Genomic DNA, 21452 nt, shown 5'->3' with positions numbered 1-21452 from the left:
GAAGGGATATGAAATGAAATATTTGATTGGTATTGATGCAGGAGGTACTAAGACAACAGCAACAGCCTACTCAATGGATGGAGAAGCTTTGTTTGAAACGGTAACAGGGTTTGGGAATGTAACGGTTGATTTTGAAAAAGGAATGGCAAATATTCAACAAGCAGTCGATGCAATTGTTGAAAAGTTTGGCGATAGCTATGAATTTATTTGCTTAGGCTGTTCAGGAATTGAAACAGGAAATAAAAAGGATCAAGCCAGAGAATATCTGACTTCTATTTATGGTGAAAAGATATATGTAACAAATGATGCTTTACTTGCGCTTTATGCTGCATTAGAGGGTTCTGATGGTGCTTTGGTTATTGCGGGAACCGGTTCAATCGGTTATTTGAAGCAAGGCGATGAAGTAAAACGGTTTGGCGGTTGGGGACATCTAATTAATGATGATGGCAGCGGTTATTCTATTGTCATAAAAGCAATTCGCTATATTGCTTATTCATTTGATACCAACCAAAGTGACACTGAATTAAGAAAACAAATATTTGAACAACTTAACATTACCGAATTACGAGAATTGATTGATTTCACATATCATTCTACTAAAGGGGAAATAGCCGCATTGATGCCTGCTGTTGTAAAAGCTGCTAATAAAGGCGATTTTCAAGCCCAATCTATTTTATGTTGGGCGGGTGAGCGTTTAGCTTATCTTGCAATCGGATTGGCTCATCAATATCATGTTCGCAAATTGAAAATAGCAGTTTCCGGAAGCGTTATTCGTAAAATTGATTTTGTGAAAGAAAGCTTTAGAGATACTTTAAACAGTGAGTTAAGTGGATATCGGATCTTTGATCAAGATTTTAATCCAACCAAAGGTGCGTTTTATATTTATCAAGAGAAATAATAACAGGGGGATGTTGAGAATGGAAATTAGCAAACTTTCCAAAGCAACACAATATCAAGCAAATATTTTATTCAATAGTGTAGCACAAGGTGAAGTGGTACATCGCAAATTGAATGAAGCACGTTTTGAAGAGCAATTTATTACAGAGTCTGAAAATGTTAAGAAAATCAATTTAATTGCATCAGAAGGTGAATCTGTAATCGGATTTGCAAATGCAAGCTATAAGGTAGATACCAACATAGCTTATATTACTTTTATTGTCGTTAAAAAGGAATATCGTCGTAACGGAATCGGAAGAAAATTATTAAAAGCTTTAGAAACAGAATTGGATCAAATCGCTGTATCACCACTCCCAAAATACGATATTACTTTCTTTAATCCAATTAACTTAGAATGGTGTGTTCCAAACACAAAAGAACATGATCATCCAAATGCACCAGGAGTTGATGTATCAGGAAGCGGCTATCTGTTTTTGAAAAACTGTGGTTATCGTGATACTGTTTATCAAAATTCCTTTTATCAACCGTTAGCAAGTTTTGAATTTTCTTCTCAAATTAAAGAGCGATTAGAGAGTTTAAAAGAACAAGATATTACAATCACATATTATAATAAAGAAAAACATTATGGCTTAGATGAACTGTTTACTGACTTAGGCAATGAGCAATGGAGAGAGATTATTATTGGTAATGTGAATAAACCGGACGGTGGTTATCCTGTTTTAATTGCTGAGCATAAAGGAAAAGCAGTTGGATTTACAGGACCTCTTTATGTGCAACCAAGTGGAAGAGGTTATTTTGCAGGTATCGGTGTGCATTCCGAATATCGAAAATATGGTCTAGGCAAAGCATTGTTCTCATCTTTGTGTATGTCTTTAAAAGAAATGGGAGCAGGCTATATGACCTTGTTTACAGGAGAAACAAACCCTGCAAGAAACATTTATGAAGGTGCAGGATTTAAAATCGTAAAAACATGGGCTGATATGGAACGTGTAAAAAGATAGTAATATAATAATTTAAAAGGGGATATTGAAATGGCAGAACAAAAAACAGTCATGGCAATTGGTGGACATATCGGAGATATGGAATTAACAGCAGGCGGCGTTCTTGCAACATTAGCGCTAAAAGGCTATAAAGTGGTAATTGTTGCTTGTACAGCAGGTGAAAGAGGCTGTCCTGCTCATTTAACTGTAGAAGAATACAGAAAGCAAAAGGTAGAAGAAGCAAGAATTTTTGCTGAAATGCTTGGTGGAGTAAGTGTAGTTTGGGATTATCCGGATTGTGAACTTCCTTTAAATGATGAGGCACGTTTTAGACTTTGTGATGATATTCGTAAATATAAACCCGATGTATTGCTAACACATTGGAAAAGTTCAATCCACAAGGATCACATGACAACGCATAAGCTTGTTTTTGATGCACAATTACTTGCTGGATTGCCAACCGTAGAACGTGAATTACCAGCTCATTTTGCAAAAGGTCCATACTATTGCGAAAACTGGGAAGATCCATACGATTTCGTTCCACATACCTATATGGAAGTATCAGATGAGGGATTTGAACTATGGGAAAAAGCAATTTCTCACCATTGGTTTACCATTAACTCAAAAGACTTTAAATACAAAGATTATTATACACATTTAATGCGTGTAAGAGGAATTGAAGCTAGAACAACAAGAGCACAAACATTTATGATTGAGCCGATGTCAATGAGAGAATATAAATCTGAGTTTTAATTTTTAGAACTTGAAAGCACAAAGGTTTGAAAAATAAATAATGAGAGTAATAATAGGGTTTAACGGGTGCGTTAAACCCTGTTTTTCAAGAGAAGAGGTATCTCATGAATTTTGATAAAACAATAACTCTAGTCGAACAAGCAATTCAAGATAAGGTATTTCCTTGCGCAGCGATAGCAATCGGAAAAGGAAATGCAGTTTACTTGAAAAAAAGTTTTGGAAATGCACAGCTTTTTCCAGAACAAAAACCTTTAACGGAACAAACGTTGTTTGATATGGCATCATTATCAAAGGTTATTGGAACAACAATGGTTGCATTTCAAGCAATTCAACAAGGAAAGTTATGCTTAGATGATACGCTCAGTCGTTTTTTTGAAAATCCATATGATAAAGCGGATATTCGAATTCAAAACCTATTGACACATTCAAGTGGAATAGCAAGCCATATGCCTTTGTGGTTAATGAATATTCGCCCAGATCAAGCAATTGATACAATATTAAAGCAAGACTTAGCTTACAAAACAAATACAGATGTGCAATATAGCTGTATGGGTTATATCGTGCTAGGCAATATTTTAGAGCAAGTATTCGGTGATTCACTAGACAAGTTAGTTCAAAAGTATGTATTTCAACCACTCAATATGAAAGCAGCTTGTTATTGTCCAACTGCAACGGATGTTGTAGCAACTGAGTTTTCAAAAGATACCGGTAGCTATTTAAAAGGAGTGGTGCATGATGAAAATGCTCGATTTCTTGGCGGTGTTGCCGGTAATGCAGGTGTTTTTGCGACACTCGACGATATGATTGCATTTACTGCTATGTTGAGTAAGCGAGGAAAAGGTTATTTATCAAATAGAATGTTTGAAAAAGCAATTGAAAACTACACGCATGGAATGAGTGAAAATCGAGGATTAGGATTTGCATTGAGTGGCGATGTTCCAAACTTTGCAGGAGATTTGTTCTCACAGGGAAGTTATGGACATACTGGCTTTACAGGAACATCTATTATGGTGGATAAAGAAACGGGATACTATGCAATTCTATTAACCAATCGTGTTCATTATGGCAGAGAAAATAATGAGATCATTCGTTTTCGTAAGCAGTTTCATAATAGTGTTTGGTTAGGCTTAGATAAGATATAAACGAAAAGGAGAGACGGAAATGAAACAAAAATTAATGTGCGGTATTGATAATTTAGATCAAGTCAAAGAGATATTGACGAACAAACGAATTGGGTTAATTACCAATCCCACAGGAGTTAACAAAAGCTTGCAATCAACAATAGATATTCTACATATGGAATACAATTTGGCTTGTATGTTTTCCCCCGAACATGGCGTAAGAGGTGATTTGCAAGCAGGCGATAAGGTGGAAAGTTATGATGATCCTAAAACAAATTTACCTGTTTATAGCCTATATGGACATACTCCTCATATTAGTGATGAAATTTTAGATACCATTGATGTCATGATATTTGATATTCAAGATGTAGGGGCAAGATTTTATACTTATCTTTATACATTAGCATACGCTATGGAAGATTGCGCAAGGGTAGGAAAACCACTAGTTGTATTAGATAGACCGAATCCAATTGGTGGAGCAAAAATAGAGGGAACGGTATTGGATCCAGCATTCAAATCCTTTGTTGGTAGATTTCCGATTGCAACTCGCTACGGGTTGACGATGGGAGAATATGCTCAATACATTAACAAAGAGCAAAATATAAACGCAAATCTACATATAGTAAAAATTAATGGCTATGACAGAACAAAATATTATGATGAAACGGACTTGGTTTGGATTTCTCCATCTCCGAATTTGCCAACAATTGATTCATGCATTGCATATATTGGTACTTGCTTATTTGAAGGCACGAATGTATCAGAAGGCAGAGGAACAACAAAGCCATTTGAAACTATAGGTGCTCCTTGGATGAATGCACAGAAGGTGATAGAGATGGTGAACGGTTATGGTCTGAAAGGTTTTCTTTTAAGAGAGACTTATTTCAAACCTACTTTTTCTAAACATCAAGATCAATTATGCTGCGGTGTTCAGATTCACATTATAAATAGAGACGGGTTTGAACCATTTAAACTGGGAGTTGTGTTAGTGAATTCTATTCGTAAATTACATTCAGAGTTTGAGTTTTTAGCTCCATTAAAAGAGGGCGCAAACCCATTTATAGATTTACTGTTGGGAACAGATTCAATTCGCAAAGACAATTTTGATCCAATCGCATTTTTTGCAGAGCAAGAGGAAAAGTGTAAGACTTATCAAGAGAGTATTCAGCCGTATTTATTATATTAATTATCAAAGCCCAGCAAAATAATGCTGGGCTTTCGTTATAGCTTTTTGAATGAGAAGATATAAATTGCTCAACAATAAATCAGAATGTTTTATTTTGATTATCGAGGTAAGAAACAATGCTTCAAACAACATATGAAACAAATCGGTTATTATTGATGCAATCCAATCCACGTTTAAAAAAACAGGTTTTAGCCTATTATAAAGAAAATGATCCTTTTTTGCAAGTTACAGAGCCCAAACATCCAAACGATTTTGTGACGTTGGCAACACAAAAGGTAATATTAAAACAAGATTGGATTCAATTTCAATATCAAACAGGAGTGCGGTATTGGATATTTCAAAAGGAAAATCCAGAACGAATTATTGGATTAGTTGGAATTAACAATATCATTATGGGCCCATTTCAATCAGGTTATGTCGCTTATAAATGTCATAAAAATGAATTGAATAAAGGCTATATCACCGAGGCTTTAGAAAAGTTAATTTTTATAGCCTTTCATGATTTGGGATTGCATCGATTAGAGGCGAATATTATGCCTAGAAATGTACAATCGTTACGGGTGGTGGAAAAACTTCATTTTGAAAAAGAGGGATTAGCAAAATCTTATTTAAAAATAAATGGGAAATGGGAAGATCATATTCATTTTGTATTATTGAATAAGAAAAAAGAATGAGCTAAACAAGATAAATTTAATTGGTACAGAATAAAAAGAACAATAGCAGAGCCTTTTTACGAAGTTGAAAAGGGTTCTGCTATTGTTGATAGTTATTGTAATAATTGCAGTACTTGATTTGGTATTTGTTTTACATGGGAAAACAAATATTGATTGGATTGAGCTAAAACATTATTCTTCATATAGTTTAGCATTTCCTTAGCCATATCAGTATCATGAATACGGCTGAATGCAGAAGTTGTATTTTCTTCTGTAGTAGATAAATTGAACATAGTATGCTCTAAACGATTTTGATATGCACCTAATGTACCACGCATATCAGAAACGGTGTTAATCGCAGCTTGGCATAAAGCAATTGATTTTTGAGCATCTTCTTGTGTAGATGCTGATATTTTATCAATACCCAAATCTGCGGTTTTCGCACTCTTGATTTCCATAACCATAGACTGATCGGCAGTATCACCTATCTGCAATACAATACCACCACTATTAGTGTTGGTAGCTGAATCGTCGGACCAGTTAACAGTAACATCAGTTGAACCGAGTTTTAAGGTAGTAGAAGAAGCGGATGGTTTTACTTCTGCACCAATATTGGCGATAACATCGGAAGATGAAGCATCACCGCCGGTTAATGGGTCAGCCTTACCATCTGTAAGGTTAATACCACATTCTTTTACTAAAAAATCATCATTAAACTTATTACTTGTCAAAGCTGCAGTTGCAGTATTTTTCATAGTAGTAACAAAGCTGGAATAATCAGCTGCCCCTGTATATTTACATACCAGTTGTTCAAAGGTTTCATCTGTTTGATCCATTTCACCAAGCATTGTTTTAAAGCTTCCGCTTGACTTTGCTTCTACTTTTGTATACAAATAGCTTGTTGCAATAAATCCAATCGTGTAATTTTTTGAATTGTTACCACTGCTTGTGAAATCAAAGGATTGCAATTCGTCGTTAATGGATTTAAAGTCAGAATTGAAGCCTTGTTCAAAGCCATAATAACGGTTGTCACTTGCGCCATGAACAGCTTCTGCAAGACCTTCGATAAACCAAGATTTTGGCGTTGCTGTGGTAGAAACGTTGTTAAACATAAATCCATGAACCATTTCATGAGTGATTAAACGGTCAGTAGGAATCCCACCTAATGTAGGGCCATCAGTACCTTGATAGGTAAGATCTCCTTTCATGTAATCTGTGTTTACAGACAATTTTAAGTCGCTACCTAAATACCAACCAGACATACTTGCAACAGCAGAACCGTTTAACTGTTCAAATTTTACCGAAAGTGAAGTCCCAGAATTTAATTTCCAACCGGTTGTGCTCTCTACTTTTGTAGCGGCATCTTGTAGCCAAGATCCATTTAACCAGCTGACAAATTTATTCTTTGCACTATCAGATATTCCGGATGATTGTGAGCCGTCAAGAAGACTAATATTGTTGAACTTTGTACTGTCAGCAATGTGATCCACTTCGTTTAACAATGCACTAATTTCAGATTGAATATTATTACGATCACCATCACTGTAAGTAGCGGTTGAAGATTGAACTAAAAGTTCATCAATACGTTGTAAACAGCTATGTACTTCTTGCAGCGCACCATCTGTTACTTGTATAAGCGAAACAGCATCTTGTGAATTCCTTTGTGCTTGGCTTAATCCACGAATTTGTGCTTGCATTTTTTCACTAATGCAAAGACCTGATGCATCGTCTCCAGCTCGATTGATTCGAGATCCACCGGACAGCTTTTCTAAGGTCTTAGATTGTGCACGTGTATTGCTGTTCATTGCATTAATTAAATTTAATGATAACGCATTATCTCTTATTCTCATAATTTTCCCCCTTTCATAGAATTGTACTGCATAAATACTATCGACAAAAATATATAAAAATTTAATGTTTTATGTTATATTTATAAACAGCATGGTAATTTATTTGTAATAATTTATAATTTAATAGCGAAAATAATTGATTTTATCAATAATAAAAAAGCGAGAAAATTGCCTTGTGGCAAGTTTCTCGCTTCAAAATTTTAAATTTAAGAGATTACATTTTATAAATAATAAGGATTGGTAAAAGTCATACGACGTTTACTATCTGCTAGCTCAATACGAAGGTATGGCTCATCACCACGCAGTGTAGTTAAATCAAATTCAGCATGAGTAATAGAATCGGTTGTTGAAGTTCTGTGAAAACGAGCGCCAATTGAGTTGCTTTTTACAAAAACTCCTTTTACCGGAGAACAATCGATAACAAGCTTTGAATCTTCTATATAATAGTGATATATTTCAGGAGCACCTTCACCCATGCAGCAATAGTAATTACCATCGTCTAGGGCTTGAATAACGGAGTCATATGTAAGCGTTGGAGCACAAATCATTGTGTAACCGCCACAAGAATCGGTTTCGGTTCTTAATGTATTATTTGGTAAAGTATTGTGGTTATGATTATCATCTGTAGAAATACAATTCCAATGCAACCCGTGTTTCAGTATAATGTCATAGTGGTTTCTTGCATCACCATCGTTGGTTTCCACTTCACAACCGTGGTTGTAAATTTCCATAGCAGAGATATGATTTAGATTTAAATAGTCTGCTGGTTCTTCAGCTGACCATCCTGGATGATTGTAATGAATAATGTAGTTTGCTTGGTATAGCTTTTCTATCGTATCGTTAATACTATCTACAGAGTATATTGCGGGTTTTTCAATGAATTTAGCAGTTTGCGGGTTGCGTGCAATCAAGTTTAAGTGGCAAGTTTTTTCAAATCCACCATATGAGTTTTGAGTGTAGGCGTCAACCTCATATCCACAAAGAGCTAAAAAGTTTTCTTCATCCAGTTCTTTAAAGTAATTCAAAACATTATGGTCAGTGTAGGCAATAATATGATATCCATGTTCTTGATACAAAGCCTTCATTTGCTGTGGTGTCAATGCTCCGTCTGAGTGAATGGTGTGTGCGTGTAGATTGGATTTAAACTGTTTGCTTGCTTTTGGCAATAAATAAGATTTTGCCATAAATACCCCTCGATTCTAAAACTTATTAATATATATCTTTGATAATATTTTTGGCTTTTAAAACAAGCTGGCGATCGTTGTCATAGCTTAATAATGTATGTGCATTGTTAATTTCAACCCATTTTATTTTTGAAATTTCTTCTTTTTGTGGGGTGTAGTCATATGATGTTGCCTTTGCTAAAAAGTAAATAACATCTTTTGTAATATCTTTCTTTGGTGCGTAAGTAATAACTTCTCGAAAGGATTCATCTAATACAACATCAATGCTTGTTTCTTCTTTGATTTCTCGAACTGCAGTTTCAATCTCAGTTTCTTTTCCTTCTACATGACCTTTTGGAAAAGACCAATGTCCGCCATTGGCATTTTTGATCAGTAAAAGCTCAATGTTTCCGTGGTGCTTGCGATATACAATCGCGCCACAGGACTTTTCATATTGCATTCTGATACCTCTTTCTTAATTAGTAATTATGATTATTATAGCATATTGAGAGATATAAAGAAAAGGTTTTTGAAAATTTTAATCTATTTTTTGTATCCGTATTGCGTTTTTATTTTCACTTAACTATAATAACTTTAGTTATGTTTTTTAACAAATAAACGGAAAGACAAAATAGGAGGGGAACATTTTGAATACACAAATTATTCCACAACTGAAGCAAATTGAAGTAAAAAAGGATCCTTTTGAGCTGAAACATTTTTATTTGGAAGAAGCCATATTGAAAGCGTTACCAATTGCGAACGAAATTTTCGATTCCAATGCAAAAGGCAAAGCTACCTATCCCATTACATGGGTAAAGAAAGAATTAACTGAAGAAGCTTATGAAATTGATGCAAAAAAAGAGAAAATTACAATTTATGCAAAAACAATACGTGCGTTAATGTATGCATTATTTACGTTATCCGAGTTGTCTTTGGCAAACGACGATAAATTAAAAGAATTTATCGTACAAGATGAGCCATCTTTACATTTTAGAGGATTATCCGATGATATTTCCAGAGGTCAAATTTCTACAACGGATGATTTCTTTAATATTATTAAAAAGCTGGCACGTTATAAATATAATACGTATATGCCCTATATGGAAGATACGTTCCGTTTTGACAGCATCCCTGCTTGGGGACGTTATTCCGAACCTGTGAGCAAACAAGAATGGAAAGGGATTATTGCATTTGCAAAAGAGTGGCAGATGGATATGAGACCTATTGTGAATTTATTAGGTCACTTTGACAAGCTATCCAATATTGAAGAGCTGCAACCGCTTGCATTAAAATATGAAGATGGTACTGTAAGCCATGTAATGGATCCGAAGAATCCAAAAGTACGTGAAGCAATCTTAATGATGTTAGACGAAATTATCGAAGTTTTTGGTGAAGGTGTCATCCATGCAGGTGGAGATGAACCGGTTGATTTAACAAAGGTTTATGGACACGATGAGGGTGGACGATTATTTATTGAACATTATACCTTTATTGCAAATGAACTCAAAAAGCGCAATTGCACCCTTATGATGTACGCCGATTTCTTTGCACCACCTTGGGGTGATTATGCAGTACCGGTTGATAGAGCAAAAGAGCTTCCGGAAGGAACGGAGTTTGTATTTTGGGATTACGCTTATCGTCCGGAATATCCATTTGTAAGTGCATTGCACAATCAAAACTTAAAAATGTATATTTCTCCTGGCAGCTGGACATGGAAACGTTTTTCTTGCGATGTGAAAACTTGCTATAACAACACAAAAGGATTACTTGCGGCAGACAATGGTAGAAGCCTTGGTATGATTATGTCATGTTGGGCTGATGGCGGAGATACATTAAGAGAACTTGCATGGCCGGGCATTGTAATTGGTGGAAATTTCTGCTGGTCACCAGCATCTACATACACATATGAAGATATTTTTAATCTATATCATGCTTCTTTCTTTGGCTTTACAGAAGAACAAGCACAATTGCTAGAGCCAGTTTATCATCATGATAGCTTAATTGCTAGAGAACATGAGCACGAATTTAAAAATGAGATGTTTAACAATCCATTTAACCCTATTGCGTTCAAAGATAAAGAGCATATTGCCGTTATCCAAAATGCAATGGCAAAAGCAAAACTGGATTTAGCGTCATTGCACCCGATAAGAAATATGGACGCGTTTAACGCATTGCATCTAACCGTTGCAAGAGCAAGCTTTACTGCAAATAAAATTGCAAATTTACCACATAAAAAGGTGAAAACGATTGAAGAGGGTATTCCTTATTCAAAAGCTGCTTTAGATTTAGCCGCAGAATTATTGCAAGTAAAGGAACTGCATCGTAAGCTTTGGTTTGCAAACAACCGTAATTCTGAATGGGAGCTTTGTGCGGCTCGTTATGATGATTTATATGACCAGTTAAATATGTTTGCAAGAAATGTTCGTTTAAGAAAAATGTTTAATATGCATATTTAACAAAGGAAAGTGGTTATGACAGTTCAAGAATTGACGATAAAAAATTGTGAAGACATTCGACAGATTGACGGAACACAATATATTGATAAAGCATGGAGAGAGGTAGATGGAAAACGTCAGCTAATCTCCATTCAGTGGCAAGAAAATGACTTACCAAACGGAATGGATTGGCATATTAAACGCACGAAAGAGACTCTTGCTCAAGGTGGTTTTGCGTTTGGTTGCTATGAAGGCAATCTTTTAGTTGGATATGGAACTGTTTCTGCTAATTTCTTTGGAAGAACGGCAAAGTATCTTCTTTTAGACCAATTGTTTCTCTCACACGGTTTCCGTGGCAAGGGTATTGGAAAAGCATTGTTTTTGTTATGTGCGAAAAAAGCCAAAGAACAAGGTGCAGATAAACTTTATATTTGTGCTGGATCAGCAGAAGAAACAATTGCATTTTATCATAAAATCGGTTGTGTGGAAGCACAAGAAATTAACAAGGAACTTTATGAAGCCGATCCAAGAGATATGCAAATGGAGTATAGGCTAGATTAAACAACAAAGCCCTCACTACTGTGAGGGCTTTGTATATGGTAGATATATTGGGCGTATACGATAAGGGCGAACCTGTGTGTTAGCCCGTCGCGCTTTTTTCCATTTTCCTCAAAGGGAAAGCTTCTAGGCTCCTTCCTAGAGGGAGCTGGCACCCGCAGGTGCCTGAGGGAGTAAGTAACGTTAGAATTTCTATGTTTCCTTTGATTTGGTGTTAAACCATACAAAGCCATTGCTATGTTGTGTTTTATAAAAATGTAGGGCAAGGGCTTGCTCTTGCCGTAAGTTACAGGTAAATTAGAATAAATGAAAAATCGCTTTACTTATCTAGCGGCTGCATTTAGAATTGCGGCTAATCCCCCTACAAATTCAATAAAATCAAGTTCATCAATACTACTATCACTGGGCCAGAGAGTAATAGAATCGAGTGGATATTCTCCAATCATAGAAGTATTTTTGTTAGGAGACCACTCGCTAGCAATTTTAAGTACTTTTGCTTTTATTTTTTTATCTTGAATTGAGTTTACTGTATTTTGATTATAAAATTCAACTACGTCTCGCTCTCCGTTTTGTGCGTATGATATATGCTTTTTTTGTAACTCTTTTTTGAGTTCAGTTATATAAAATTCGTAAGACGTTTTATCTTTAAATCTAATATAAAATCTTGTCAACCCAATTTTGTATTTTGCCAATATGGCTGAATTATCAAACGACAATGTAAGTGTTGCATCTTTTTCATATAACTTAATATCTGTGCTATACATTTTAATTTTCTCTTTTTCTGAGGCTTCATTATCTTTAACTTTAAGCTTGAAATCTTTCTCCGTTTTTCCCATAGCCTTACAACAATCTTCGAATGTCATGCCATAAGTAATATTTGCAATGGAATAGTAACCATAGGTTTCTGCATTTTTCAAAGCATTGCTTGCGTTGTTATTGTTGCAACCATTTAAAAAAAGCAGAGAGCAGATTAAAACAATAGAAATAACTTTTTTCATAGTAACACTTCTTTCTAATGTTATATTGGGCGTATACGATAAGGGCGAACCTGTGTGTTCACCCGTTGGGTTACAACACGACTGTATCAGTCAGCTGACGCTGACAGCTTCCTCAAAGAGAAAGCCTTTTTTCTTGCTCTTTAAAGAAAAAGTTTTTAGGCTCCTTCCTAGAGGGAGCTGGCACCTCCAGGTGTCTGATAGAGTAAGTAACGTTAAAAATTCTTTGTTTACTTTCATTTGGTGTCGAACCATACAAAGCCGTTGTTATGTTATGTTTTATAAGCAATGTAGGGCAAGGGCTTGCTCTTGCCGTAAGTTACAGGTAAATTAGAATAAATGAAAAATCGCTTTACTTATCTAGCGGCTGCATTTACAATTGCTGCATACGTTCCAATAAATTCAATAATAAAATTGCTATAACCAACTTCTTGACATGGCCAAATAGAAATAGAATCTAGTGGTAAGTTTTCTAGCTTAGATTTATTTGAAGGAGGAAAAATATTGTGAAGAATTTGAATTGATTTTTCCTTAATTTTGGGGTCTTGTAGTGTACTAATGGTAACACTATTCCTACATCCGCTATTTTCAGAAAACTGATATAACAACTTCTTTGTTTCTGTTTCTTTTTTTAACTCGGAAAGATAAAATTCTTTTGTTGTTCCTTCTTTGAAAATAATTCGAAAATGGGTTAAGTTAATATTTTGCTTTTGAAATTGAGGTATTTTTTCAAAATATAAAATAAGAGTTGCATTTTTCCCATAAAGGCTAATATCAATTTGATATACCTTTGTATCATATTTTTTTGATTCTTCATCCGTTGGGATTTCAAGCTTGAAATCTTTCTCCGTTTTTGCCATAGCCTTGCAGCAATCTTCGAATGTCATGCCATAAGTAATATTTGCAATGGAATAGTAACCATAGGTTTCTGCGCTTTTCAAAGCTTTGCTTGCGTTGTTATTGTTGCAACCATTTAAAAAAAGCAGTGAGCAGATTAAAACAATAGAAATAACTCTTTTCATAGTAAAACCCCCGTTATTACATTTGAAATTACCATTATTTACATCATATACACATTGTCTAATTAAATCAAGAGAAAACGTTTAATTTTTTGTTTCTCGACAATTACGTTTCATTGCAATCAACAACAAAATCATGTATAATAAAAACGATTATGAAAACGAAGACATATGGAGGCTTAACGATTGAAGAATATATTAATTGGGCTTTCGGGTGGACCAAGTGTAGCGATTAACTCGTCGCTTGCCGGAATTATGAAAGCTGCAACCAAATCACAACAAATTGATAAAATATATGGTGCTGTAAATGGTATTGAAGGTGTATTAAATGACACAATTATAGATTTAGGAACTTATACAGATGATTATCATTTATCCCTTTTACAACAAACTCCTGCAATGGCCCTTGGCAGCTGCAGACATAAATTAAAAGAAGAAAGCTATCCGATTATACAAAAAATTCTTGAAAAATACGAAGTAGGCTATTTCTTTTACATTGGTGGAAATGATTCAATGGATACTGTGTTGAAACTAAATCAGTATTTTAAAGAAAATCAGATTGCAATACAAGTAATTGGTGTTCCAAAAACAATTGACAATGATTTACCGGTTACAGACCATACTCCGGGTTTTGGAAGTGCCGCAAAATATCTTTATCATACCATTAGTGAAATCATTCGAGACAGCCAAATCTATCCTGTGAAAAATGTAGTGATTGTAGAAATCATGGGAAGAAATAGCGGCTGGCTTACATTAGCTTCTGCGTTACCACGTTTCCTTGGGGGGAAAGCACCTCATATTATTGCAATTCCGGAAACCAGTTTTTATGAAGATCAATTTATTGAAAAAATAAAAGAGGTACAGCAAACCGAAAAAACAGTAATTTGTGTAGTAAGTGAAGGAATCAAGACTTCGGATGGCGAATATGTTGGGATGTCAACAAAAAGTGGTGTAGTGGATTCTTTTGGACATACTTATTTAAGCGGAGTTGGAAAATATCTCGAAGGCTTGGTAATGCGTAAGGTTGGCTGTAAGGTTCGTTCGATTGAATTGAATGTTATGCAGCGCTGTTCTTCTCATTTAGCGTCAAAATCAGATATTGATGAAGCTACGTTAATTGGAGAAAAAGCTGTAGAAGCGGCTGAAAACGGAGAAAGTGGAATTACAATGGTGTTCCAACGAACTTCCAATCAACCGTATCAAATAGAAATTGCTGCAACTGATGTTGCCAATATTGCAAATAAAGCAAAAGATGTGCCAATTGAATGGTTTGATTTAGAAAATGAAAAGGTGCAAAAAGAAATTGTAGCGTATATGTTACCTCTTATTCAAGGAGATATCAATCCAATTAAAGATGAAACAGGGCTACCGATTTATATCAATTTAAGATAATTTGGTTTAGATTTTTTGAAACTGCATAGACTATTTTATAGGCTGTTTTTTAAAAATATTATTTAGGGTAGGTGTGAAAATGCGAACTAGAATGAGAAAAAAAAGTATGTTATTAATCGTTGTAATGATAATAGCATGTCTTTTCATGACATCCTGTTCGTACATTAAGCTACAATTACCTGAAGAGAAAAAGCCGATATTAGAAAAATACACATGGGCAAATGAAGCAAATTCAACTTATTATTTTAATCAATTGGATGAAAAATTGAAAAAACCCTATAAGGATATTGTAAATGCTTGCTTAAGCTTAACCGAAAAAGTGGATATTGATCGTGTTTCTGGTGATGAATTATCAAAAGTTATGGTTGCGATTATGCGAGATTATCCGGGAATATTATGGTTGGGTAATTCTTATACTTTTATGAAAAATATTGTGGGTAAGACTTCTGTTAAACTGCAATTTACAATGACCAAAGACCAAATTGATACAGCGTTAACGAAATTGAATCAAAGCACTACTGCATTACTTCAAGATATAAGTCCAAAACTACCAGATGATGAGAAAGTACTTTTAGCGCATGATAAATTAGTTGAAACAATAACCTATGATTTGCAAGCTGCTAATCAACGAAATGTATATGGTGGTATTGTAGAGAAAAAGGCAACTTGCGAAGGCTATGCAAAAGCACTCCAGTTTTTACTTTTGAAAATGGGAATAGAATCTACTGTAGTATATGGAGAAGCAAATGAACCTCATGCCTGGAATTTGGTGCGGCTGGGGAAGGATTATTATTGGGTAGATGCAACTTTTGATGATCGCGACTTGCAAAATGGTGGGAAATATTTATCAAGAGAGTATATGTTAATAACCGATCAGCAGCTTTTTAGAACGCATACCATATCAAAAGACGGTACCAATTGGGAAATACCGAAATGTGACAAACAAGAGTATAATTATTTTGTAAAAAACGGTACGCTTGTAAAAGATACGAATGTAAAAGCGGTTCAAAAGCTTGTAAGGGCACAAGCACAAAAAGCAATACGAGAAAGAACTCCTGCGTTTCAAATTCAGTTTGAGACAAACAAAATTGCAGAGGTTTTAGTGGAATCTTCTGTACAAAATGGGCTATTGGATAATACTATTTTTATAGAAGCATCCAAATATAAAGGAGTAACTTATACAGGGCGAACATATGAGGCAAAAACAAATGTGATTACGTTTCTGTTGGAATATAAAAAATGACGAATATACTGTTTGCAATCCAAAGCTTTTTTGAGGTTTGAACTGTGAAGAGTCAAAGAATGGAGAATAAACATGTGTGGATTTGTTGGTTTTAGTGGCAAATGTGATAATAAGCAAGAAGTAATAAGCAAGATGTTAGATAAAATAGTTCATCGTGGACCTGATTCACAAGAGAGCTATGTTGATGATGATATTGCATTTGGTTTTGCAAGATTGAGTATTATTGACTTAGAGCATGGTACACAACCGCTATTTAACGAAGATAAAAGCTTAGTTTTAATATTTAATGGTGAGATATATAATTATCAAGATTTAAGAAAAGATTTGATTGAAAAAGGACACATTTTTGAAACGCAATCCGATTCAGAAGTATTGGTTCATGGATACGAAGAATATAAAACCGAATTGCCAAACAAGCTTCGTGGTATGTTCGCTTTCACACTTTGGGATAAAAAAGAAAATAAATTATTCGGCTGTCGTGATTTTTTTGGAATCAAACCCTATTATTATGCAAAAATGAACGATACCTTTTTCTTTGGATCAGAAATAAAAAGCTTTTTACCTCATCCAAACTTTAAAAAAGAGTTAAATGAAGAAAAATTACCGGATTATTTAACCTTTTCTTGCGTACCGGGATATGATACTTTCTTTAAAAACGTATATAAACTGGCTCCGGGCCATTATTATGAGTATCAAAATGGAGAAATGAAAATCACCAGATACTTTACTCCTGAATTTGATATGGACGAAACAAAACCGGAAGAGTATTTTGTGGATGAAATTTCAAAAACATTTAAGGAATCTGTTGCAGCACATAAAATCAGTGATGTTGAGGTTGGATGTTTCTTATCAAGCGGTGTAGATTCCAGCTATGTTGCTTGTGAATTATCTAAACTGCAAGATGTGAAAACATATACAATTGGATTTGATGACGCTCGTTATAGCGAAGCTCCGGATGCGAAAATGTTAGCTGATGAGCTTCATGTCGAGAATTTTGAAAAGCGTGTATCTTCTGAAGAATATTTTGCAAACGTTGGAAATGTACAATATCACTTAGATGAACCTTTGGCAAATCCAAGTGCAAATTTATTGTATTTTGTTTCTCAACGTGCCGCTGAAGACTTAAAGGTTGTTCTTTCAGGTGAAGGCGCAGACGAGATGTTTGGTGGATACAATGTATATAAAGAACCATTAGCAATTGCAAAATATCAACATAAGGTACCAAAATTTCTTCGTAAAATGGCAGCAGGAATTGTAAAACCGATGCCTGAATTTAAAGGTAGACAATTTATCATTCGTGGCAGCCAACCAATCGAAGAGCGTTATATTGGAAACAGCAACTTATTCAAACAAGGCGAACGGGATCAATATTTAAAAAATCATTACGATTCTAAAGCTCCTCAGTTCTATACAAAACCTTTTTATGATAAAGTAAAAAACTTAGATGACATTACAAAAATGCAATATATGGATATCCATGTATGGATGGTGCAAGAAATTTTATTAAAAGCTGATAAAATGAGTATGGCACATTCTTTGGAGCTTCGTGTTCCTTTCTTGGATAAAGAGATTTTTAATGTGGCGCGTACGATTCCTGTTAAATATAAAGTGAGTGAGGCAAACACCAAGCTTGCAATGAGAAAAGCAGCTAATCGTGAAATTAATCCGATTAGTGCGAACCGTAAAAAGATGGCCTTCCCACTTCCACTTGTGGAATGGTTGAGAGAAGATCGCTATTATAATATAGTAAAAAAATATTTTAATAATGATACTGCAAAAAAATATTTCAATACCGATAAAGTAATCGAATTGTTAGAAATCCATAAAGCAGGTAAGCATAATCATGCTCGCAAAATATGGGCAATTTTTACGTTCCTAATTTGGCATGAACAATTTTTTGAAGGTGTTAGAGATTAACAAAAAGCGAGAGGGCAATCCTCTCGCTTTAGTGTTATGATTTGAAGTTACTGTGTAGGGGCTGATGCCTACATCAGCCCTAGAGGAGGTCGATGTAGGCATCGACTCCCACAATTAACCAATACGATTACTGATAATCAAAATTGTTTTTAAATTGCTATTGACAATTTAACGCAAGTGTGTATATAATATATAAAACCGTTGATGGAGAGATAAAACTAATTGAAAGAGAAACCTTTCACATAAACAAAGTTTATGTTACGGACTTCAAGAGAGCTAAGGGTGGTGGAATCTTAGCAGTTGTCGGGTTAGAGGGCTTTAAGCCTACTGGTTTTTAACTGGTAAATGGACTCCAGAGGGCGTGAGGAAAATGAATTTTTATTGCAGTTCATGAGTATTTCACGACGCAAGCTAGCGTTAAAGAGCGAAGGGTGTGTTGGCACTCTGATGAGAGATGGACAACAAAATGCAACGTAACTATAATGCGTCATGCAAATTGTGTCAATCAAGGTGGTACCGCAGATATTACATCTGTCCTTGGAAGCAAGGATAGGTGTTTTTTTATTTTCTGCCAATAAAATAAACACCGTTCATCCTACACGAAGTATGGCAATCGTGTTAAAGCCAACAAATATATTATTTGAAAGAGGTTTTAATGATGACAACAAACAAGAATTTACCAGACAACAACGGATTTTTTGGAGATTTCGGGGGACGATTTTTGCCGGATGAATTAAGCAAAATTATGGCAGAGTTAAAAAATGAATTTGAGGAAGCTAAAAACAGTGATGATTTTAGAGAAGAATTCAAAACCTATTTAAAAGATTACGTAGGCCGTCCAAGTTTATTTTATTATGCAGAAAAATTAACCAAAGAGCTTGGTGGTGCAAAGGTTTATTTAAAACGAGAAGATTTAAATCATACAGGCTCTCACAAAATAAATAACGTAATCGGTCAGGCACTTTTAGCAAAAAGATTAGGCAAGAAACGTATTATTGCTGAAACAGGTGCAGGACAACATGGCGTAGCTACTGCAACTGCTTGTGCTCTATTTGATATGGAATGTATCGTTTATATGGGCGAAGAGGATGTTCGTCGTCAAGCTTTAAATGTATTTCGTATGGAACTGTTAGGTGCAAAAGTCGTGGCAGTTAAAGACGGTACCAGGACATTGAAAGATGCAGTAGATGCAGCATTAACGGATTTAATGGGAAGCTATAAAGATACCTTCTATATGTTAGGCTCAGCTGTTGGACCTGATCCATACCCACAGATGGTAAAATATTTTCAATCTGTAATTGGTGAAGAAATCAAAGAGCAATGTATGCAAGCAGAGGGAAGACTTCCTGATTACTTGGTTGCTTGTGTTGGCGGAGGAAGTAATGCAATTGGAATGTTTGCTCCGTTCTATGAAGATAAAGACGTTAAACTTGTTGGGGTTGAACCCGCAGGCAGAGGTTTGGATACACCAGATCATGCAGCATCCATTACAAAGGGAACAAAAGGAATTATACATGGATTTAAGTGCTTTGTACTACAAGATGACAAAGGAGAACCGCTACCGGTTTATTCTATTGCAGCAGGTCTTGATTACCCGGGTGTAGGACCTGAGCATTGTTTTTATGCGGAAAGCGGAAGAGCAGAATATGGATCTGTTACAGATAAGCAAGCAGTTGATGCGTTTTTATACTTATCAAAAACAGAGGGAATTATACCAGCAATTGAAAGCTCTCATGCTGTTTCTTATGGTTGTCAGCTTGCAAGAAATCTTCCGAAAGATAAAATTGTGGTTATCAATCTATCTGGACGTGGAGACAAGGATGTGCATGAAATTGCACACGTATTAAAAGAGTATATGTAAGGATAAGAGCAATTCTCGATAAAATATTAAGTGAATCTTTATAGCAAAAAATATTTTTGTACAACAAAACGGCTTAGGTAATAAGCCGTTTTGTTTATTTGTTCTTCTTGCCACACTTTTCTAACAGTGATATAATAGAGTTTAATATAATATTATAAATATTTACATACTATAGTGTATTTTGTTTTACAAAGACAAAATATTCACTGCTAAGCGCTATATGTGAATAGAATTGATAAAAACAATCCTGTAAGATTCACAAGGTGCGTTATAATATGAATCGTATTGCTTAGAATTTAATTAGAAAGTAGGAAAAGACAATGACTGATATTAGAATTGAATTAACCAAAACACCAAAAGCAAAACCAACTAACGAATCCCAATTAGGATTTGGTAAAATGTTTACCGATCATATGTTTATTATGGATTATAAAGATGGGGCATGGAGAGATGCGAGAATTGTTCCTTATGGACCAATTGAATTAGATCCATCTGCTTCTGTTTTTCATTATGGCCAAGAAGTATTTGAGGGTATGAAGGCATACAAAGGTGCAAAAGGAAACATTTTATTATTTAGACCAGAAGAAAACTTCAAACGTTTAAATCAATCAAATGACCGTTTATGTATTCCTCAAATTGATGTGGATTTTGCAATTCATGCAGTAAAAGAATTAGTAAAAGTAGATCAAGATTGGATTCCATCAAGTGAGGGAACATCATTATATATTCGCCCATTTATCATCGGCTGTGATGCACAATTAGGTGTACATCCAGCGTCTAATTATAAATTTATTATTATCCTATCTCCGGTTGGCGCATACTACGCTTCTGGACTAAACCCAGTTAAAATTTATGTTGAACCTAGTTATGTTCGTGCTGTTCGTGGTGGTATCGGTTACGCAAAAACAGGTGGTAACTATGCGGCATCTTTAAAAGCACAACAAGAAGCTACCGGTTATTCTCAAGTATTATGGTTGGATGGCGTTGAGCGTAAATATATCGAAGAAGTTGGTGCAATGAATGTATTCTTTGTAATTGGTGATGAAGTAGTAACACCGGAACTTCAAGGAAGTATCTTGCCTGGTATCACTAGGAAATCAAGCATTGAATTGATGAAATCATGGGGACTTAATGTTGTAGAAAGAAGATTATCAATTTTTGAAGTGGAAGAGGCTGCAAAAAACGGTCAGTTGAAAGAAATGTTTGGAACAGGAACAGCTGCTGTTATCTCTCCGGTTGGTGAATTAAAATACAAAGATGATATTATTACAATCAACAATAATGAAATCGGCCCAATCAGCCAAAGATTATATAACGAAATGACTGCAATTCAACTTGGCAAAACAGAGGATCCATTTGGTTGGTCCGTTGTTGTAGAATAATTAAATATAAAAAAGCAAGCTCTGGCTTGCTTTTTTTAATAAGGGAG

At 35.0% G+C, this 21452-nt stretch carries 18 protein-coding genes; 13 read left to right on the top strand and 5 right to left on the bottom strand.

Translation table 11 applies throughout. From position 1 onward, the window contains the following. The first annotated feature begins 13 nt into the window (after positions 1-13). The 6 genes from RBG61_RS06890 (at position 14) to RBG61_RS06865 (ending at position 5611) form a co-directional block, all read left to right on the top strand. Entirely contained in the window at positions 14-898 is an 885-nt protein-coding gene (locus RBG61_RS06890; RefSeq protein ID WP_307947096.1) for an N-acetylglucosamine kinase, read from the top strand. Between the two features lie 19 nt (positions 899-917). Further along, positions 918-1898, top strand: coding sequence for a GNAT family N-acetyltransferase (locus tag RBG61_RS06885; protein WP_307947095.1), 981 nt, complete (start codon positions 918-920; stop codon positions 1896-1898). A gap of 30 nt (positions 1899-1928) precedes the next feature. After that, entirely contained in the window at positions 1929-2630 is a 702-nt protein-coding gene (locus RBG61_RS06880; RefSeq protein ID WP_307947093.1) for a PIG-L deacetylase family protein, read from the top strand. Positions 2631-2734: 104 nt separating this feature from the next. Further along, positions 2735-3772, top strand: coding sequence for a serine hydrolase domain-containing protein (locus tag RBG61_RS06875; protein WP_307947091.1), 1038 nt, complete (start codon positions 2735-2737; stop codon positions 3770-3772). 19 nt (positions 3773-3791) lie between these two features. Next, positions 3792-4937: an exo-beta-N-acetylmuramidase NamZ family protein gene (locus RBG61_RS06870; protein WP_307947090.1), complete on the top strand. Its 1146-nt coding sequence runs from the start codon at positions 3792-3794 to the stop codon at positions 4935-4937. A gap of 116 nt (positions 4938-5053) precedes the next feature. Beyond that, on the top strand, positions 5054-5611 hold the full coding sequence (locus RBG61_RS06865) for a GNAT family N-acetyltransferase (protein WP_307947088.1): 558 nt from the start codon (positions 5054-5056) through the stop codon (positions 5609-5611). Between the two features lie 92 nt (positions 5612-5703). On the opposite strand, the gene RBG61_RS06860 is transcribed toward RBG61_RS06865, so the two are convergent. From RBG61_RS06860 to RBG61_RS06850, 3 genes are all read right to left on the bottom strand, one after another. Continuing rightward, positions 5704-7440: a flagellinolysin gene (locus RBG61_RS06860; protein WP_307947087.1), complete on the bottom strand. Its 1737-nt coding sequence runs from the start codon at positions 7438-7440 to the stop codon at positions 5704-5706. A 221-nt stretch (positions 7441-7661) separates the two neighbouring features. Then, a complete protein-coding gene (locus tag RBG61_RS06855) occupies positions 7662-8624 on the bottom strand; it encodes a PHP domain-containing protein (protein ID WP_307947085.1) in 963 nt (320 codons plus the stop codon). Positions 8625-8649: 25 nt separating this feature from the next. Continuing rightward, positions 8650-9063 (bottom strand): bis(5'-nucleosyl)-tetraphosphatase, encoded by a 414-nt coding sequence (locus RBG61_RS06850; RefSeq protein WP_307947083.1) that lies wholly within the window; start codon positions 9061-9063, stop codon positions 8650-8652. Between the two features lie 187 nt (positions 9064-9250). On the opposite strand from RBG61_RS06850, the gene RBG61_RS06845 reads away from it, so the two are divergent. Further along, the gene (locus RBG61_RS06845) at positions 9251-11059 is read left to right on the top strand and encodes a family 20 glycosylhydrolase (RefSeq protein WP_307947080.1); all 1809 of its coding nucleotides are present in this window, start codon (positions 9251-9253) and stop codon (positions 11057-11059) included. A 15-nt stretch (positions 11060-11074) separates the two neighbouring features. Beyond that, a complete protein-coding gene (locus RBG61_RS06840) occupies positions 11075-11599 on the top strand; it encodes a GNAT family N-acetyltransferase (RefSeq protein ID WP_307947078.1) in 525 nt (174 codons plus the stop codon). A 320-nt stretch (positions 11600-11919) separates the two neighbouring features. On the opposite strand, the gene RBG61_RS06835 is transcribed toward RBG61_RS06840, so the two are convergent. Together RBG61_RS06835 and RBG61_RS06830 are read right to left on the bottom strand one after the other, a co-directional pair. Further along, positions 11920-12594 carry a hypothetical protein gene (locus RBG61_RS06835; protein WP_307947077.1) on the bottom strand — a complete coding sequence of 225 codons (675 nt, stop codon included), beginning with the start codon at positions 12592-12594 and terminating at the stop codon, positions 11920-11922. Between the two features lie 353 nt (positions 12595-12947). Further along, on the bottom strand, positions 12948-13613 hold the full coding sequence (locus RBG61_RS06830) for a hypothetical protein (protein ID WP_307947074.1): 666 nt from the start codon (positions 13611-13613) through the stop codon (positions 12948-12950). Positions 13614-13796: 183 nt separating this feature from the next. Between RBG61_RS06830 and RBG61_RS06825 the strand changes: the two genes are divergently transcribed. From RBG61_RS06825 to RBG61_RS06805, 5 genes are all read left to right on the top strand, one after another. After that, positions 13797-15002, top strand: coding sequence for a diphosphate--fructose-6-phosphate 1-phosphotransferase (locus RBG61_RS06825; protein ID WP_307947072.1), 1206 nt, complete (start codon positions 13797-13799; stop codon positions 15000-15002). A gap of 79 nt (positions 15003-15081) precedes the next feature. Next, on the top strand, positions 15082-16245 hold the full coding sequence (locus tag RBG61_RS06820) for a transglutaminase domain-containing protein (protein ID WP_307947070.1): 1164 nt from the start codon (positions 15082-15084) through the stop codon (positions 16243-16245). A 72-nt stretch (positions 16246-16317) separates the two neighbouring features. Then, the gene (gene asnB / locus RBG61_RS06815) at positions 16318-18162 is read left to right on the top strand and encodes an asparagine synthase (glutamine-hydrolyzing) (protein ID WP_307947069.1); all 1845 of its coding nucleotides are present in this window, start codon (positions 16318-16320) and stop codon (positions 18160-18162) included. A gap of 655 nt (positions 18163-18817) precedes the next feature. Continuing rightward, entirely contained in the window at positions 18818-20023 is a 1206-nt protein-coding gene (gene trpB / locus RBG61_RS06810) for a tryptophan synthase subunit beta (RefSeq protein WP_307947067.1), read from the top strand. A gap of 320 nt (positions 20024-20343) precedes the next feature. Then, positions 20344-21405 (top strand): branched-chain amino acid aminotransferase, encoded by a 1062-nt coding sequence (locus tag RBG61_RS06805; RefSeq protein WP_307947064.1) that lies wholly within the window; start codon positions 20344-20346, stop codon positions 21403-21405. Positions 21406-21452: the final 47 nt, after the last annotated feature.

This window comes from Paludicola sp. MB14-C6, assembly GCF_030908625.1.
Taxonomy (GTDB): Bacteria; Bacillota; Clostridia; order Oscillospirales; family Ruminococcaceae; genus Paludihabitans.
Note: the sequence above shows the minus strand (reverse complement) of the source record. Positions and strands in the feature narration are given on the sequence as shown.

What these genes read in the sequence shown, in the direction of transcription:
- RBG61_RS06885 (WP_307947095.1), top strand. Translation starts at nt 918, where the DNA reads ATGGAAATTAGCAAACTTTCCAAAGCAACACAATATCAAGCAAATATT.
- RBG61_RS06890 (WP_307947096.1), top strand. Translation starts at nt 14, where the DNA reads ATGAAATATTTGATTGGTATTGATGCAGGAGGTACTAAGACAACAGCA.
- asnB (WP_307947069.1), top strand. Translation starts at nt 16,318, where the DNA reads ATGTGTGGATTTGTTGGTTTTAGTGGCAAATGTGATAATAAGCAAGAA.
- RBG61_RS06860 (WP_307947087.1), bottom strand. Translation starts at nt 7,440, where the DNA reads ATGAGAATAAGAGATAATGCGTTATCATTAAATTTAATTAATGCAATG.
- RBG61_RS06850 (WP_307947083.1), bottom strand. Translation starts at nt 9,063, where the DNA reads ATGCAATATGAAAAGTCCTGTGGCGCGATTGTATATCGCAAGCACCAC.
- RBG61_RS06880 (WP_307947093.1), top strand. Translation starts at nt 1,929, where the DNA reads ATGGCAGAACAAAAAACAGTCATGGCAATTGGTGGACATATCGGAGAT.
- RBG61_RS06805 (WP_307947064.1), top strand. Translation starts at nt 20,344, where the DNA reads ATGACTGATATTAGAATTGAATTAACCAAAACACCAAAAGCAAAACCA.
- RBG61_RS06875 (WP_307947091.1), top strand. Translation starts at nt 2,735, where the DNA reads ATGAATTTTGATAAAACAATAACTCTAGTCGAACAAGCAATTCAAGAT.
- RBG61_RS06830 (WP_307947074.1), bottom strand. Translation starts at nt 13,613, where the DNA reads ATGAAAAGAGTTATTTCTATTGTTTTAATCTGCTCACTGCTTTTTTTA.
- trpB (WP_307947067.1), top strand. Translation starts at nt 18,818, where the DNA reads ATGATGACAACAAACAAGAATTTACCAGACAACAACGGATTTTTTGGA.
- RBG61_RS06840 (WP_307947078.1), top strand. Translation starts at nt 11,075, where the DNA reads ATGACAGTTCAAGAATTGACGATAAAAAATTGTGAAGACATTCGACAG.
- RBG61_RS06870 (WP_307947090.1), top strand. Translation starts at nt 3,792, where the DNA reads ATGAAACAAAAATTAATGTGCGGTATTGATAATTTAGATCAAGTCAAA.
- RBG61_RS06855 (WP_307947085.1), bottom strand. Translation starts at nt 8,624, where the DNA reads ATGGCAAAATCTTATTTATTGCCAAAAGCAAGCAAACAGTTTAAATCC.
- RBG61_RS06835 (WP_307947077.1), bottom strand. Translation starts at nt 12,594, where the DNA reads ATGAAAAAAGTTATTTCTATTGTTTTAATCTGCTCTCTGCTTTTTTTA.
- RBG61_RS06820 (WP_307947070.1), top strand. Translation starts at nt 15,082, where the DNA reads ATGCGAACTAGAATGAGAAAAAAAAGTATGTTATTAATCGTTGTAATG.
- RBG61_RS06865 (WP_307947088.1), top strand. Translation starts at nt 5,054, where the DNA reads ATGCTTCAAACAACATATGAAACAAATCGGTTATTATTGATGCAATCC.